Here is a 17,330-nt window from a genome sequence, read left to right as displayed (position 1 = left end):
ATTTATGAGTAATAGTTTAAAAGAAGTAACTTTTTTAACTGTAAAACAATTAAGAAAAGAAAATATAATTTTACCAGGTACTTATTCTCAAGTTTTTGAAAATAATGCAAAAGAATTAAAAGTTGATTTAGAAGATCAAAATGTTATTTTCAAAGACCTTAAACAAGATTGTGATTCAATAGATAATGTAGTAAAAAAAACAAATGAAAACCTAAATACTCTTCATAATTCTACAAGTAAAGCAAAAGTAGCTATTGAAAATAATGATACAAGAACATTAGAACATATTAAAAAAGAGCTTGATAAAATGAAAGAGCAAATTTCTTATTTACAAAAAGAACTTTTCTCTGATAATTTAACAGGTGCTTATAATAGAAAATGGTTTATGGATATTTATTTATCAAATGATAGATTTATCCATGATGGTTTTATGGCATTTATTGACTTGAATAAATTTAAATCAATAAATGATTCTTATGGACACTTAGTTGGGGATCAAGTATTAAAATATTTAGTAAACTTTTTAAGAAATGAGATTGAATCTGATGATATGGATATTGTAAGATATGCTGGAGATGAGTTTATAATTTTATTTAATAAAGATAAGTGTAGTGTTTTAAATGCTGATAAAAAAGTTTATCAAGCACAAGAAAAACTGTCACAACAAAAACTAAAATCTTCAAAAATTGATTCTTTAAGTTTTTCTTTTTCTTATGGTTTGGTTCCTTTCAAAAGAAATGATAACTTTGAAGATATTTTAAATAAAGTAGATGAACTAATGTATAAAAACAAAAAAGAGTTTAAATAAACCACTGAATTTAGTGGTTTATTTTCTTACAAATAGTGTTTGTGTTGGATATGCAAATTCACAATTATTTTTATGAACAAGTTCACTTATTTTGATAATAACATCTTCTTTTACTCTTAACCACTCTTCCCAATCTGGACTTTTACTAAAGCAATAAACTAAAATATTAACAGAACTATTATCAAATTCATCAATATAAACTAATAAAGTTCTTTTTACACCTTGTAAATCTTCTCTTTTTATAGCTTCAAATCTTCTTGCTTTTCCAAGAATAGAGTTTTTCTCTGTTGCAATATCAGGATGGTTTTGAAGCATATTTTCAATATCATCTTTAAGCTTTTTTATATCTGTCATAGCACTTTCATAAGTTACACCAACTTTCATTTGGATTCTTCTTCCAATTCTTCTTTTTGAATAGTTTTTTATATTTGTATTTGCAAGTTCAGAGTTTGGAATAGTAATCATTGCATTATCAAAGGTTCTTATTCTAGTAGTTCTCATTCTGATATCTACTACAGTTCCTTCAACACTATTTGCAACTATCCAATCTCCTTGAGAAAAAGAATTGTCGGTCATAATATTTAAAGAACCAAAAAAGTTTGCTAAAGTATCTTTTGATGCTAAAGCAATAGCAATACCCCCAACACCTAATGAAGCTGCAATAGCTTTGATATCAATTCCTAATTGAGAGAAAAGAAATAAAATTACAAGTAAAATTAAAACTACTTTTGTAATTCTTAAAATAAATACAATCATCTCTCTTCTAACATTTTGATATCTTTTTACTAGATTTTCAGCATAGTTTGAAATCCAGTTTGTAAGTAAAGAATATGAAGCCCAAGTTAAAACACCCATATAAATAGTATTTATCCAAGGAATTATTTTATCTATTACCTCCGTATCTTTTATAAGGGCATAAATAGAAATATGAATTGATAAAGTATAAAGAGCAAAAATCAAAGGTTTTTCAATAGAGTCTTTTATGAAAAGTTCCATCTCATCTTCTGCTTTTTCACTATTTTTTATAAAAATCTTATTTACGAAAGTTGTGAATAGGAAAATCAATCTAGTGTTTATTATTCTAAAAAATACCATTACCACTATTACAAATAATATTTCTCCTATAGAAAATTTGAAATAATATGATGTAAATTGTGAAACAGTTGAAATCATAGGCTGTGAGTCTATTTTATTGATAATATATTCAATATTGAAATTATCAATGAAAAAATATGACTCTCTATATTCATTTATATTATCAAGTAAGTATTTTAAAACAAAAAGTTGCTTAGAACTTTGTTCTTTCAAAGTATTATAGGCATCTACAAGTTCTTTTGATACTGGAGTATTGATATCTTTTAATGCTTTTTGATAAATATCATTAAATTGAGAAAAAGAGTTTTTTTCAAGAAGTTTTATATTATCTTCTAAAATCTTTCTAAAATAAGCTTTGTCTTTATAAGAGTTTTTTGCTTTGATTATCTCTTTTAATGTTTTTTCATACTCTCTTTTCTCTTGTAGAATCAGAATCTTTATTTTATCTCTTTCTACTGCAACAAAATTTCCTTCTCTTTTGTTTATATCAATTTTATTGAGTAAATAGTGAACTTGTTTATTAAGCTCTTTTTCATCTATTTGAGATTTTAAATATTTTTCTTTATTTATATTTTCAACAACTTTAAGTGCAACAAGCATTTGCTCGTCTAAATGCTCATCAATAGTTCTTTTTGTATCAAGATTCTGTGAAAATAGTAAAATAGGAATAAATAAATATAAAATTATTAGAAATTTATTTTTCATAAAATTACCCCTTATTGTGAAATAAATCCGATTATATTCAAAAAAAACTTACTATTGATATAAGATAAGATGTTCTTAATGACAAAATTTGTAAAATACTATTCTCAAAACTAACGCGTCTGTGGCTCAACTGGATAGAGCTCCCGGTTTCGGCCCGGGTGGTTGTGGGTTCGAATCCTACCAGGCGTGCCATTTTAATGAACTTATTACTTTCAATTTTCCTAACAAATAATATCCTTAATCAACACTACTCCAAACCCCAAAATTAAATACAAAAATTACCAGTTTAAATTTTTCAGTAAGAGTAAATACCATTTTATGTAAAATATTTACTATTTGGTTATATAAATAATTTATCTTCATAAAAATATTAAAAAATAAAAGAAATAAAATGGATTCAAAAACAAAACGAGAAATAGCTTTAAAAAAAGCACTTAATGAAAACTATGCAATCATCTCCTTTCGCATCGATGGAACAATTAAATATGCAAATGAAAAATTCCTTACCTTATTTGGATATAAATTAAATGAAATAGAAAATAAACATCATAAAATACTTTGTGACAAAAACTATGCTCATTCAAAAGAATATGATAAGTTTTGGCAGGATTTACTAGAAGGGAATATCCAAAATGAAGAGTTTAAAAGAATAAAGAAAAATAAAGATTCAGTTTTTATTCAGGCTTCTTATAAACCTTTATTAGATGATGAGGGAAAAGTTTTTGAGATATTGAAATTTGCACAAGATATTACAGAAAGAAAATTACAAAACCTTAATTATGCAGGTCAAATACAAGCTATAAATAAATCCCAAGCTGTTATTGAGTTTAGTTTAGATGGGAAAATTCTTACTGCAAATGATAACTTTTTAGAGATATTTGCTTTTGACTTAGATGAGGTTGTAGGTAAACATCATAGTATCTTTGTTGAAGACCCTTATAAAAACTCTATGGAATATAAAAACTTTTGGAAAAAGTTAAATGAAGGTAGATTTGATTCAGGAGAGTATCTAAGAATCGCAAAAAATGGTAGAAGAGTTTGGATACAAGCTACTTATAATCCTATTTTTAATATTGATAACAAACTTATAAAGATTGTAAAGTTTGCACAAGATATTACACAAGACAAATTATCAAGTTTATATCATACCGGACAATTAGAAGCGATAAATAAATCTCAATCAGTTATTGAGTTTGATATGAGTGGAAAAATACTAAATGCAAATGAAAACTTCTTAAAAGCAATGAATTACTCTTTAGAAGAGATAAAAGGCAAACATCATAGTATTTTTGTTGAAGATTCTTATAAAAACTCTATGGAGTATAAAAGTTTTTGGGATAAATTAAATGAAGGTAACTTCGATACAGGCAAATATTTAAGACTTGGCAAAAATGGCAAAAAAGTTTGGATACAAGCTACTTATACTCCTATTTTAGATATTGATAAAAAACCCATAAAAGTAGTAAAATTTGCCCAAGATATAACTGAATTTGAAATTGTAAAAAAAGACCAATTAACAGGTTTGTATAATAGAGAAAAACTATTAATAGATATAGAAGAAAATATAGAAAATTCTTTAGCTATTATAGAAATAAACAACTTCTCTTTTATAAGTGATTTTTATGGGTATAAAGTAGGAGATGAATTACTTGTTAAGTTCTCAAAAATACTTATAGACTTAGTAGATAAAGACTTCATCGTTTACAGAAGTTCTGTTGATAAGTTTGCAGTTTTAAACAGTAAAGTATCCCATAAAAAATTTCTTTCTTTTATAAATCAATTATTAAATAAATTAAAAAACACTTTTGTAAATTTAGAGATTGATGAAATTCATTTACTCACTACTTGTGGTGTTTCTTTTGAAAGCAAAGAAAAACTTCTTAATACAGCAGAAATAGTAAATAAATATGCGAAAAAAAACAATAAAGATTTACTAATTTATTCAAATGATTTAAATATTGAAAAAGAGTATGTAGAAAATATTAAGTGGACAGAAAAAATAAAATTAGCATTAAATGAAGATAGAATAATTGTTTATTATCAACCAATTTACAATAATACTAAAAAGAAAATTGAAAAGTATGAGGCTTTAGTTAGACTTCAAGATACAAATGGGGAAATTATATCTCCTTTTATGTTCTTAGATATAGCAAAAAAATCAAGACAATATTTAGATATTACAAAAAGAGTTATTCATAAATCTTTTGAAAAATTTAAAGATGAACCTTATGAGTTTTCTATAAACTTAACAGTTGAAGATATCTTTGATGAGGATTTAAAAAAATACTTATTTTCAAAAATAGAAGAGTATAAAATAGCAAATAGGTTAGTTCTAGAGTTAGTAGAATCTGAGAAAATAACTATTTATGAACCAGTTTATGAGTTTATAAATAAAGTAAAAGATTTAGGTTGTAAAGTTGCTATAGATGACTTTGGAAGTGGATATAGTAATTTTGAGTATTTAGTAAAAATAAATGCAGACTATGTGAAAATTGATGGTTCAATTATAAAAAGAATTTTGGAAGATGAAAACTCTTTAGAAATAGTAAAATCAATATTAACCTTTAGCAAAAAAATGAAAATAAAAACTATCGCAGAATTTATATCTAGTAAAGAATTATTTGATAAAGTATCTGGATTAGGAGTTGACTACTCTCAAGGATTTTATTTAGGTAAACCACAAGAAGATTTATAAAGGTGAAAACAATGAAGAAAGTCTTTTTTTATATATTAGTTTATTTAACTGTTTTTTCAAATATTCTTATGGCTAAAGAGAGTACGCTAGATAAAATTATAAAAAATAATGAAATCAAAGTTTGTATTTGGCCCCAATATTATGGGATCTCATATATTGACCCAAGAATCCAGAGAATAGTAGGAATAGATAGTGATTTAGCAAAAGAGTTAGCCAAAGATTTAAATGTAAAATTAACTTTTGTAAAAAGTTCTTTTCCTTCTTTAATAAAAGATGTTACTTCAAATAAGTGTGATATTGCAATGTTTGCAATAGGAAATACAGAAAAAAGAAGAGAAAAAATGAGATTCACAACGGCTCATTTACAAAGTGATATTTATGCAATTACAACAAAAACAAATAAGAAAGTAAAAACTTGGAATGATATTGATAAAAATGGAGTTATTGTAGCTGTTGCTCAAGGAACTTACCATGAACCAATTATGAAAGAAAAATTAAAAAATGCAGAGCTTATAGTTATAAAAGGTTTTAAGCAAAGAGAAGATGAGGTTCAAGCAGGGAGAGCTGATGTTTTTATGACAGATTATCCTTATGCAAAAAAAATGCTTGAAAAAACTGATTGGGCAAAACTAATTAGTCCAGAAAATAACTATTATCTAACTTCTTATGCTTGGACTTTAAAGTATTCAGATGATAAACTTTACAATAGAGTAGAGCGGTTTATTAAAGATATAAAAAGGGATGGAAGACTACTAAACTTAGCCAAAAAAAATGGTTTGGAATCAATAGTTAAGTTAAAATAAGTTTCATGAAAAAGCGAATAAAAATAATTGTAGCCACTTTAGTAGCTTTACTAAGTATTCTTTCAAGTATAATGTACTCTTTCTCCATGCTAAAAGATGAAGCTATCGATAGTTATATAAAGATATCTCAGTTAAATGCAAAAGCCTTTTCAAAAGAGTTAAACCAAGATATCTCAAATATAGAACAATCTATTTTAAATCTTTCTTCAATTATAGAAAAAAACAATGATTCTAAGATTAATCTACATTTAGAAAAGATATTAAGAAGTTATCCTCAAATTAGGTCTATAAATATCTTAAAAGATGAAAAGATACTTTTTAGTTCAAATGAACATAATATAGATTTATTTATAAAAAACCAAAACTTTTTTCCAAAAGCTATTTTTGATAGTTCTTTATTGCAGGTTTCAACGCCTTGGATTGGTAGAGATTTTATCTCAGGAAATAGTGTTTATTTAAATGATGAAGAAATAAATAAACATGATTTATCTTTTATCCCTTTGTTAAAAAAAATAAAAGTAGCCAATAAAGAGTATGATGTAATAGTAAACTTAAATAGTGAATATTTCTCTAATAGATTTATTTTAAATATGAATACAGAAAATATTGTTTTTGAAATAATTAGATTAGATGGAATACTTTTAATGTCTACTAAAGAAACTAATAAATTAGGTAAGCAAATTTCTAAAAATGATTTACTAGATGAAGCAGTAGAAAAGAACCAAGCTACAGGAATTGAGAACATAGATGAAGTTAAATATATAGTAACGTATATTTTGACTGAAGATTATCCTTTAGCTTTAGGTGTTAAATTAGACTATGAAAAAAGTCTTTTAAATTGGAATAAAAAACAATACAACTTTTTTGTAGTTACTTCAATGATTATTATTTTATGTATAAGTATAGCCTTTCTATTTTTCTATTTATATAATAAGAAAATAGAACAAGAAATAAAATTACAAAGAAAAGAAGTTCAAAGTCAAGAAAAATTTAAACTATTATTTCAAGATTCACACTTTTTAGCAAGTGTAATAAATTCTAATGGAACTATAGAAGAAATGAATAATAGAGCACTTTCTTTTCTTGGGGAAACAAGTTCTTCTATAAAAGAAAAAGCTTTTTGGGATTTAGATTGCTGGGAGGATAAGAGTCAAGTTAAAACTATGATTGAGAATTTTAGCAATAGAAAATATCAAGGTGAACTTACTATTAAAAATAAAGAAAATAAAGAAAGAATTATAGATTTTACACTTTCTTCTCTTACAACAGAAGAAGAAAATCTTTTAGTTGTTATAGGAATAGATGTAACCCAAAAAAAAGAAAAAGAAGCTAAATTAAAACAAGCCTATACTGTTTTTAATAATACAAGAGATGGTATTATGATTACTGATAAGGCAACAAATATTTTGGATATAAATAAAGCTTTTGAGAAAATAACAGGATATTATAAAAGTGAAGTTATAAATAAACAAACTAATATATTAAAATCATCTGTTCATTCTAAAGACTTTTATAAAAAAATGTGGATAAATCTAGAACAAAATGGTTTTTGGGAAGGTGAAATTACCAATAAAAATAAAAAAGGTGAAAACTTTACAGAATGGCTTACTATAAATGCAATATATAATAAAAACAAAGAAGTCATAAATTATATTGGTGTTTTTAGTGATATTACTGAACAAAAACTAAAAGAGAAACTTTTAAAAGAAAAAGATTTGACTTTATACCAACAGTCAAAAATGGCAGCAATGGGAGAAATGATAGGTAATATTGCTCATCAATGGAGACAACCATTATCAGTGATTTCTTCCGCAGCTACAGGTGTTTTAGTTCAACGTGAAATTGGTGTATCTAATGAAGAAAGTGAAGAAAGTTCTTTAAAAGCAATTAATAAATCTGCACAATATTTATCTCAAACTATTGATGATTTTAGAAATTTCCTTAAACTAGAAAAAGAAGTAAAATTGTTTAATATTAGTAAAGCTATTGAGGATGCTATAAATTTATCAAATATAAAAAGTAAAACTACTGGAATCAATTTACTATTAAATTTAGATGAAACTTTAGAAGTGTATGGAATAAAAAATGAATTTATACAAGTTTTAATTAATATTTTAAATAATGCAAAAGATGCCTTAAAAGAAAAAGATGAGAAAATTATTTTAATAGAAACAAAAAAATCAAACACTAATATTAATATAAAAATTCAAGATAATGCAGGGGGAATATCTCCTGAAATTATAGAAAGAATATTTGAACCGTATTTTACTACAAAACATCAATCCCAAGGAACAGGAATAGGACTTTATATGAGTTTAGAAATAATAAAAAATCATATGAATGGTAAGTTAGATGTGAAGAATGAAAGCTTTTTTTATAATAATAGAAAATTATTTGGAGCAAACTTTTTAATTACATTACCCATAAAATAAGCTCTTTAATAATTATTTATTTAGCTTTAAAAAAATTTTTGTAATATTTCATAAAAAATGAGCATATTAATTAGTATTTTTAATTAAAAATGAATTAAAAAATGTCTCACAAATGTCTCATCTTTATAAGAAATTATGTTACAATTAAACAATTAATTGTATAAGGACGAAAAATGTACAAAAATCTTTCTTCAAAAGTAAAATTACTTATTAATATGATTTTAGCTCAATTAGGTTTTGCAGTAATTACTACAACAGCAATAATAACATCAAATGATTTAACAGCCATACTAATTGTAAATTTATTCTTTGCTTTAATCGTAGGATATGTAAATTTTGCTGCGATGAAAAGAATCACAGGTGGGATAGATAGATTTAAACGATATATGGAAGATATGATGGATTTTGTTTTTATGAGAACAAATAGAATCCAAAAAGCTCAGTATATGAAAAATGATGAAATAGGTATGATTCTTACAGAAATGAATTCTTATGTAGATAAGATAGATGTAATTAGAAAAGAAGATATGAAGGTTTTAGGTGAAGTTGTTCTTACAATGGATAAGTTATCAAGGGGTATATACAAATGTAGAGTACATAGTGACTCAGAAAATTTTATGATACATGCTTTAAAAGATACTATTAATAAGATGTTAGATGAAAATGAAGAAAATATAACAAAATTAAGAACAACTGTTCAAGCATATGCAAATAATGATTATCGTGAAAAAATTGATATTAGTCCAAGGTTGAGTGAAGATATGCTTCATGTAATGGAAGCAGTTAATATTTTAGGTGAAAACTTATCAAATAATGCAAAAAGAAATTTAGACAATGGACAGTTACTAGAACAAAATTCTCGAAAGATGAATACGTCAATGACAAACTTAGCTGCAAAAGCAAATGAACAAGCAGCAAGTTTAGAAGAAACTGCTGCAGCTGTAGAGGAGATTACTTCAATTACAAGAAATAATGCAGAAAATGCTTCAAAAATGGCTAATCTAGGTCAAACTGTAAAAGAATCAGTTAAAAATGGACAAGGTCTTGCTAAAAAAACAGCAAACTCAATGGATGAGATTAATAGTGAAGTAACATCAATAAACGAAGCAATAACAGTAATAGATCAAATTGCATTCCAAACAAATATACTTTCACTAAATGCAGCAGTAGAAGCAGCAACAGCAGGTGAAGCAGGAAAAGGTTTTGCAGTTGTTGCAGGGGAGGTTAGAAATCTTGCGAATAGAAGTGCTGAAGCAGCAAAAGAGATTAAAGACTTAGTAGAAAAAGCAACTTTAAAAGCCAATGATGGGAAAATAATATCAGATGATATGATTAAAGATTATGAAAAATTAAATGAGCACATTTCTCATACTCTTGAGATTATTTCTGATGTTTCTACTGCTTCAAAAGAGCAAATGAGTGGAATCGAACAAATTAATGATACCGTTTCAATGTTAGATAGAGTTACACAAGAAAATGCTAATGAAGCAAATAATGTATCACAAATCGCAACAGATACTTTAAATATGGCTAATGATCTTGTAATGGATGCTAAAGAAAAGCAGTTTAGTTAAGAGGAGTATTTCATGAATGAAGAGCTTATCTTAGACAAATATGCTTTCTTAGTTAGTGAAACAGATGAAAAAGGTATTATCACCTTTGCAAATGATGATTTTTGTAGAGTTGCAGGTTATACCCTTAAAGAACTGTTAAATCAGCCTCATAGTATAGTAAGACATAAAGATATGCCTAAAGCAGCATTTAAAGATTTATGGGCAACTGTAAAAAGAGGTGAGGTTTGGACAGGTTATGTTAAAAACAAAACTAAATCACAAAAATACTATTGGGTATTTGCTACGGTATATCCTACAACTAATGAGAATGGAGAAATTTCTTATATGTCGTGTAGAAGAAAAGCATCAAAAGAAGAAATTGAAGAGTACAGTTCTTTATATAAAAAAATGTTATTAGAAGAGTAAAAGGGAAAAAGATGGGAGCAGGACAAGAGATAGTATTAGATGAATACGCATTTTTAGTTAGTGAGACAGATGAAAAAGGTATAATAAGATTTGCAAATGATGATTTTTGTAAAATAGCAGAATATAGTCTAGAAGAGTTAGTAGGAAATCCACATAATATGGTAAGACATAAAGAGATGCCAAGAAAAGCATTTAAAAGCTTGTGGGAGACAGTACAAAGAGGAGAAACTTGGACTGGATACGTAAAGAATGCAACAAAAACAGGAGGGTACTATTGGGTATTTGCAACAGTGTACCCATTTGAAAGTTGTGATGGGTCTAAAGGATATTTATCTTGTAGAAGAAAACCATCTAATGAAGAAATTTCTAGTGCTGAAAAGCTTTATTCTAAATGGCTTGAAGAAGAGAGAAGAGTTTAATTTCTTATTGGTAAATAAATTGTAAATTTTGCCCCTAAAAATTCTTTATTATTATAAGTTATTTTTTTGTTCTCTACAGAAATAAATCCTTTTAGGTGTTTATTAATAATTTCATATGTCATATAAAGTCCAATACCTGTTCCTTGTGACTTATGTTTTGTTGTAAAGTAGACATCAAATATTTTATTAAGATTTTGTTCTTCTATTCCACCTGCATTATCTTGAATAAGTATACTTAAATATCCTTCTTTCCCTTGTTCGCACTCTTTCATATTACAATTTGGAATTTTACATTGTTTTTCATATTTTATTAAAAAACTGATAAGTTTATCTTTTTGAGTTTTATTTTCAAAGGCATCAATAGCATTGTTTAATATATTAATAAGAGCTTGTAAAAGTTCATTTTCAAAAGTTGTAATTGTAACTTTGTCAACTTGAGATTTAAGTGTTATCTCTTTTGTTGATAGTCTAGCAGATACTAGTTGAATAGCTTTATCATAAATATCTTGCGTATTCACTTGTTTTACTGTTTTATCTGGGTTAAAAAACTCTCTAAAATCATCTATTGTTTGAGATAAATGTTTAGTAGTACTTACAATAGTATCCATTCCTTTGATAAACTCTTCTTCTTTTAAAATATTTAGTTCTTTTTGGATTTTAGACCCTGAAGCAATAGTAGAAATTGAAGATAAAGGTTGTCTCCATTGATGGGCAATATTTCCAAGCATCTCTCCCATTGAAGCCATTTTTGATTGTTGATATAAGAGCATATCTTTTTTTCTATTTGCTTTTATCTGATTATTTATTTTTGTATGATAAATATTAAAAAAATTCTTTAAAATGTTAGATATATAAAAGGCAAGGGAAATTAAAATTGTAGTAAGAATTAAACTAAAAGTAAGAGTGTTTATTAAAGATTCATTATTCATTTTTCTTAATTCTTCTTTCTTTACTTCTAGATATTTTAATAAATCCAGATTGTAAAAACCAGAACCAATAGCCCATTGCCAATCTTCAACACCTTTTATATAGGTTGTTTTAAAAGCAGGCTTTTTAGTTTCTGGCATAATTGAACCTATATAACTTATAAAACCAGAACCTTTCTTAGCTTGTTTAATAATCTCTTTTGTAATCATAAAACCACTTGAGTCAACTAAGTTAATTCGTTGTTTCCCTATATACTCTTTTTTTACATGAGCTAATTGGTAACCATCATAGTCAAAAATAAAAATATACCCATTTTTACCATATCTAACATTTTGAATATGTTCTTTTATTATATAGTCTTGTATTTTTTTTGTAAAAGAGTCCTTATATTCTCCTGTTCCTACAATAATATTTAAAGGTTTATATATTTCTAGGTAGGTGAACTTATCATATTTCTTTTTACCTGCATTTGGTTTAATTGCTTTGATATATCCTATATATTTATCATTTGTTTTAAAATGATTTATAACATTTGTATAAAAGTAAATTCCATCTTCATTTTTTTCCTTTGAAATATTTTTATTTTCATAATTAGGACTTGCAGGATGAAGTAAAATCTTTCCATTTGGCTCTGCAAGGTAAAAATAGCCTCTATTTTCATTAAATCTTATATCTCTAAGGGTCTCTTTTATAATATTAATTAACTCTTCTTTTGGTAAGTGTGAATATTTTTTATGTAGATTTTTTATAATACTCAATGCTTCTTGGACTCTAGCTTTTATTTCTTTTTCAAGTTCAAGTTCTAGATTTGCTCTTTTTCTTTGAATGTCTTTATAAACTTTTTCAACTTGGAACATAATAAGTTTCTTATTAGATTCTATATAGTTTTTTTTATATATATCTAAGTCTTTTTTAAAGTTTTGTTCATTTTGAATATATATATAAATATTTATTAAAAGTGTCATCATAAGAATTATTACTACAGGAGAGTATTTTATAAATTTTAAAAGGTCTTGTTCATTTTTTATAAACAATAAATTACTCCTCTAGATATTTGATGATTTTTTCTTTTGCTCTATTAGATAAAATATTAGAATATAAATCTTTATCAACTTTAAAAAGTTGTTTACTCCCACTTTGTATTTCTTGTGCAACGAAATCACTAGAAATTGAGATTTTTACATACAGAACTTTATTTTCATCAATCCAAGTATTTTTTATAATACTTTTTGAAAGAGATTTAATAGAAACCTCTTTTGCAAGTTTTTCTAAGTCTTTATCAAATAAATTAGAATTTGTAAGACTTTCTTCATAGTCTTTATAGAATCGAAGAGTCTTAGAATAAATTTCTTGGCTTAGTCTATTCCCTGCAAAAATCAATGCTTTCTTTTTAGTAAATTTTAAATCATCATTTTTTTTGATTTTAGATACTCCAAAGGTACTAATATAATTTTCATCTTTTATATTCTTTAACCAAGCTGGAGCATTATCAGGAATTTCAATAAAGTTTTTGGTTTCTTTATTTTCACTAAAAGGATTAAGTGAAGATAAAGAAAAACATCCACTAAACACAAATAAAATAGAACAGATAAAGAAAAAAGATTTAATCATTATTTATCACTATAATTTTCAATTAATTCTTTTGCTTGTTGTAATGCCTTATCACTATTATCTTTATCAAATGTTAAAGCAATTGCCATTCTTCTTCCTTTATGACTTTGAGGTTTCCCAAACACTCTTGCATAAGAAGTTTTAGTAAAGGCTTCATCTTTTATTTCTATACTAGGATTAAAGCTATCTCCTTTAGCCTTGTATGCAGCACTTGCTCCTGCTCCATAATCAATGAAATCTAAAGGTAATCCAAGGACTGCTCTAATGTGAAGTGCAAACTCACTTTGAGATTGGGTAATCATAGTTACCATACCTGTATCATGTGGTCTTGGACTTACTTCAGAAAAATAAACTTCATCACCTTTTACAAATAGTTCAACACCAAAAATACCTCTTCCACCTAAACCATCAGTGATTTTTTGTGCAACTTCTTGAGATTTTATTTTCGCCTCTTCACTCATATTCATTGGTTGCCATGAGAAAATATAGTCACCATCTTCTTGTATATGTCCAATTGGTTCACAAAATACAGTTTGTTTCCCATTTCTAACTGTTAACATGGTGATTTCATAATCAAAAGTGATAAACTCTTCTACGATTAACTCACTTGCATCACCTCTAGCTTCCTTTGCAAGTTCCCAAGAGTTTTGTAGATCAGTTTCACTTCTTGCAATACTTTGTCCATGGCCAGAAGAACTCATAACTGGCTTAATTACACAAGGGAAACCAATATTTGCTGCTGCTTTTTCTAAACCTTCAAAAGTGGTTACAAATTCATATTTAGAAGTAGGAAGTTTAAGTTCAACAGCTGCAAATTCTCTAATATTTTTTCTATTCATAGTTTTATTTACTGCATCTGCATTAGGAATTACATGGTAACCTTCTTCTTGGGCTGTAAATAAAGCATCAATATTAATAGCTTCTACTTCAGGTAAAATATAATCAGGTTTTTCTCTTCTAATTACATCTAAAATCTCATTTTTATTTTTCATATTAATTGTATATGCTTTATTTGCAACTAATTGTGCAGGAGCATTATTATAAGAATCAACTGCAATAGTTTCAATCCCTAATCTTTGTGCTTCAATAATAACCTCTTTCCCTAACTCTCCACTTCCAAGAAGCATAACTTTTATAGAATCTGCTTTTAAAGGTGCTGTAAAATTCATTTTTGTCCTTTTAATAAGAATTTTGTTCTTTCATAGAATTTTTTATCTAAATCTGCAAGTTTATATCTTTTAATAATAGATTTTAAAATTAATACATAATTATGACCAATTGCTGAATATTCAGTCATATCTCCACTTAAAATATAACCATCAATATATACATTGTTTTCTCTCATCTTTTGTCTATTTGTTCTAAAGTCTTCATATGCAGAAGTCCTATTTAAGTTTCTCATATAAATAGCAATAGAAGATTCAAGTGTAGGGAAAATACGTATAAGATGTCTTTTGTCTTCATCTCTTTCTCTTGGAACCATACCTATTTTAGGATTATAAGTCCAATGTCCAAAAATATTGTTAGCTTCTCTTATAAATCTACTTCTTCCCCACGCACTTTCTGTTGCTGCTTGTGCAATTGCTAAAGATGGGGGAATAATATCTATTCTTTTTAAGAATTTTTTATAATCATAAAGATCTTGTACTTTGTATTTTTTTTGCAATTGTTTAAGTTTTTTATACTCTTTTGAGTCAGTATTTAAGTTTTTTTTGCCTTTTAAGGATAATATAAAAATCCTTTCAGTTAGAATTTTTATATTTTCTACTCTTATTTTCTTTTCTAAAAAATTAAAAAAATATGTTTTTGCTTTTTTCCCTCTTAATTTATAATATTCTTGAGGAAAACCTTTTGTAGCTGTTTCTGCCAGGGATAAACTAGCAATAAAACAGGCAAGAAATAGATTTTTTAATAATTTCATTTAGCTATCCTATAGATGTAGTAAAAATCTTTTTTATTGCACCTTTAAAATAGATTTTTTTATTAATTTTAGAGATGGTAAGTTCTTCCATACTTTTTGGATAAACTAATGTTTTTTCATCAACAAGATTTAAATCAAGACATCTTAAAAAACAAGCAACCATACCTGTTCCACAAGCTTTAGTCTCTCCTTCTACACCCCTTTCATAGGTTCTTACAAAAAGTTTTTTATCTTCAGTTTTCACAAAATTTACATTTGCATTATATTTATATCTCATTTTTGCACTTAAATCATGATCATATTTTTCTAAATCATCAACTATTGTGACTAAATGGGGAACTCCTGTATCTATTAAGTACCAAGTACGTCCTTCTTCTTCAAAAGCTTCTTTGATAACTTTAGGCTCAGTCATTTGTGTTTCCACTATATTGTTTTCAACTGATGATTCAATAATTCCAGCTTTTGTTAGAAATTTCATTTTTTCTTGAGCTAGACCATTTGTATAGGCATAATGTGCAACTGCTCTTGTAGCATTTCCACACATTGAAGCAACACTTCCATCACTATTGTAAAATAACCATTTGAAATCTGCTTCATTACTAGGAACTAGTGCCACTAAACCATCAGCACCAATTCCTTCTGTTCTATTACATAATTCAATTGCTTTGTTAGAAAAATCTTGTTCAACAAAAGTGTGAAAGATTATAAAGTCATTTCCACTTGCAGAGTATTTTGTATATGTCATATAATTTCTCCTATAATTCTTTCAACTTCATCTTGTAAATTTTTTAAATCTTTTGAGTTATCAATTATCATATCAGCTAACTCTTTTTTCTTTTCTATATCCCATTGATTTGAGATTTTTACAAGTGCTTCTTTTTCATCTATATTGTCTCTTTTCATTAATCGTTTAATTTGCAAATCTTTTGGAGTATAAACAACTAAAGACTTAGGAATAGGGTAGTGCATTTTTTCAAAAAATAGAGGAATATCAATAAAATAAGGTTTATTTTGACTTTCAAAAAGTCTTGACTTTTTTACAATATCATCTTTGATAAGAGGATGAAGAAGATTTTCTAATCTTTGTTTATTTTCTTCATTTGTAAAAATGATTTTCCCAAGCTCTTTTCTTAAAACTTTACCATCTTTTACATATTGGCTACCAAACATTTCTGCAATCTTTGCAGAGTTCTCGTCAAGCAGTCTATGAGAAATCTCATCTGCATCAATAATTAAAAAACCATGAAGTTTAAAAAGGTTACAAACTGTACTTTTACCTGTAGATATTCCACCTGTTAAGGCGATTGCATTTTTAAATAAATCATTACTCATAGTAAATATTTTACTACAAAAATGATTTATTTATGATTATTGAGGGAAGATTATCTTTTTGCGATTCCAGTTAAGGCTCTATATTGAGCTGCTGGGAATACAAAAGATGCGTGGTGAATTTCAGTTGAATAGTAATCTAAGTCAACTAGTAAATCAGATCTTTGTAAAATAATATCTGCTGTTGGGTGATACTTTTTAGAAGCTAAAATTGCAGTCTCATGTCCAAATTTATATGGCATTGCAATCCAAAAACTATTACCAACTAATTGTAAATCTGTTTTTAGTTTATCATCATTTTTACTAAAACTTTTTGTTGAAAGGGCTATTACTCCATCATCTTTTAAAACTCTATCAATATTCGCTAATAACATTTCATCAAACTCAATATCTGTGAAAATCATTACATCAATGTTTTTTTCATTTTTTGAAGTTAAAACTGAAGTGTCACCATATTCAACATTTTTAAGATTATGTTTTTCAACTTCTTTTTTGAAATCGTCATTAATTGAACCAATAATTAAAACATTTTCTGGTTCTTTATGCGTACAAATAGGAGTATGTACCATCATTTCATTAAAGGCTTGATTATTCTTCATTTTTTTA

The 17,330-nt window shown here is 26.4% G+C and carries 14 protein-coding genes, 1 tRNA gene and 1 pseudogene; 8 read left to right on the top strand and 8 right to left on the bottom strand.

Translation table 11 applies throughout. The features are described 5' to 3' along the window. Nucleotides 1-4: 4 nt before the first annotated feature. Nucleotides 5-808 carry a GGDEF domain-containing protein gene (locus CP965_RS08715; protein ID WP_129061707.1) on the top strand — a complete coding sequence of 268 codons (804 nt, stop codon included), beginning with the start codon at nt 5-7 and terminating at the stop codon, nt 806-808. 18 nt (nt 809-826) lie between these two features. Here CP965_RS08715 and CP965_RS08710 read toward each other — a convergent pair whose 3' ends face one another. Then, nucleotides 827-2,608, bottom strand: coding sequence for a mechanosensitive ion channel family protein (locus tag CP965_RS08710; protein ID WP_129061706.1), 1,782 nt, complete (start codon nt 2,606-2,608; stop codon nt 827-829). 115 nt (nt 2,609-2,723) lie between these two features. Between CP965_RS08710 and CP965_RS08705 the strand changes: the two genes are divergently transcribed. The 7 genes and pseudogenes from CP965_RS08705 (at nt 2,724) to CP965_RS08675 (ending at nt 10,936) form a co-directional block, all read left to right on the top strand. Next, nucleotides 2,724-2,800: transfer RNA gene (locus tag CP965_RS08705), tRNA-Arg, on the top strand. 199 nt (nt 2,801-2,999) lie between these two features. Next, nucleotides 3,000-5,303: an EAL domain-containing protein gene (locus tag CP965_RS08700; protein WP_129061705.1), complete on the top strand. Its 2,304-nt coding sequence runs from the start codon at nt 3,000-3,002 to the stop codon at nt 5,301-5,303. An 11-nt stretch (nt 5,304-5,314) separates the two neighbouring features. Further along, on the top strand, nt 5,315-6,106 hold the full coding sequence (locus tag CP965_RS08695) for an ABC transporter substrate-binding protein (RefSeq protein WP_228712698.1): 792 nt from the start codon (nt 5,315-5,317) through the stop codon (nt 6,104-6,106). A gap of 5 nt (nt 6,107-6,111) precedes the next feature. Beyond that, the gene (locus CP965_RS08690) at nt 6,112-8,538 is read left to right on the top strand and encodes a PAS domain-containing sensor histidine kinase (RefSeq protein WP_129061703.1); all 2,427 of its coding nucleotides are present in this window, start codon (nt 6,112-6,114) and stop codon (nt 8,536-8,538) included. A gap of 1,001 nt (nt 8,539-9,539) precedes the next feature. Then, nucleotides 9,540-10,112: pseudogene (locus CP965_RS14515) on the top strand (methyl-accepting chemotaxis protein); the annotation flags it as partial. 12 nt (nt 10,113-10,124) lie between these two features. After that, entirely contained in the window at nt 10,125-10,517 is a 393-nt protein-coding gene (locus CP965_RS08680) for a PAS domain-containing protein (RefSeq protein ID WP_129061701.1), read from the top strand. An 11-nt stretch (nt 10,518-10,528) separates the two neighbouring features. Continuing rightward, nucleotides 10,529-10,936 (top strand): PAS domain-containing protein, encoded by a 408-nt coding sequence (locus CP965_RS08675; protein ID WP_129061700.1) that lies wholly within the window; start codon nt 10,529-10,531, stop codon nt 10,934-10,936. Here CP965_RS08675 and CP965_RS08670 read toward each other — a convergent pair. From CP965_RS08670 to CP965_RS08640, 7 genes are read right to left on the bottom strand one after another with little or no spacing between them, the layout of a single operon-like run. Next, nucleotides 10,933-12,897, bottom strand: a complete 1,965-nt coding sequence (locus CP965_RS08670; protein ID WP_129061699.1) for a sensor histidine kinase — start codon at nt 12,895-12,897, stop codon at nt 10,933-10,935. The two genes, CP965_RS08675 and CP965_RS08670, sit on opposite strands and share 4 nt — an antisense overlap. Before the next feature lie 4 nt (nt 12,898-12,901). Next, nucleotides 12,902-13,474 (bottom strand): hypothetical protein, encoded by a 573-nt coding sequence (locus CP965_RS08665; protein ID WP_129061698.1) that lies wholly within the window; start codon nt 13,472-13,474, stop codon nt 12,902-12,904. After that, complete coding sequence (gene purT / locus CP965_RS08660) at nt 13,474-14,643, bottom strand: formate-dependent phosphoribosylglycinamide formyltransferase (protein ID WP_129061697.1); 1,170 nt, start codon at nt 14,641-14,643, stop codon at nt 13,474-13,476. Before purT ends, CP965_RS08665 begins: the two co-directional genes overlap by 1 nt. Continuing rightward, nucleotides 14,640-15,395: a glucosaminidase domain-containing protein gene (locus CP965_RS08655; RefSeq protein ID WP_129061696.1), complete on the bottom strand. Its 756-nt coding sequence runs from the start codon at nt 15,393-15,395 to the stop codon at nt 14,640-14,642. The genes purT and CP965_RS08655 overlap by 4 nt, the downstream gene beginning before the upstream one ends. A 4-nt stretch (nt 15,396-15,399) precedes the next feature. Beyond that, nucleotides 15,400-16,140, bottom strand: a complete 741-nt coding sequence (gene dapF / locus CP965_RS08650) for a diaminopimelate epimerase (RefSeq protein WP_129061695.1) — start codon at nt 16,138-16,140, stop codon at nt 15,400-15,402. Continuing rightward, nucleotides 16,137-16,727, bottom strand: coding sequence for a dephospho-CoA kinase (gene coaE / locus CP965_RS08645; RefSeq protein WP_129061694.1), 591 nt, complete (start codon nt 16,725-16,727; stop codon nt 16,137-16,139). The genes dapF and coaE overlap by 4 nt, the downstream gene beginning before the upstream one ends. A gap of 50 nt (nt 16,728-16,777) precedes the next feature. Continuing rightward, nucleotides 16,778-17,323: a spermine/spermidine synthase domain-containing protein gene (locus tag CP965_RS08640; protein WP_129061693.1), complete on the bottom strand. Its 546-nt coding sequence runs from the start codon at nt 17,321-17,323 to the stop codon at nt 16,778-16,780. Nucleotides 17,324-17,330: the final 7 nt, after the last annotated feature.

The organism is Halarcobacter mediterraneus (assembly GCF_004116625.1).
Taxonomy (GTDB): Bacteria; Campylobacterota; Campylobacteria; order Campylobacterales; family Arcobacteraceae; genus Halarcobacter; species Halarcobacter mediterraneus.
Note: the sequence above shows the minus strand (reverse complement) of the source record. Positions and strands in the feature narration are given on the sequence as shown.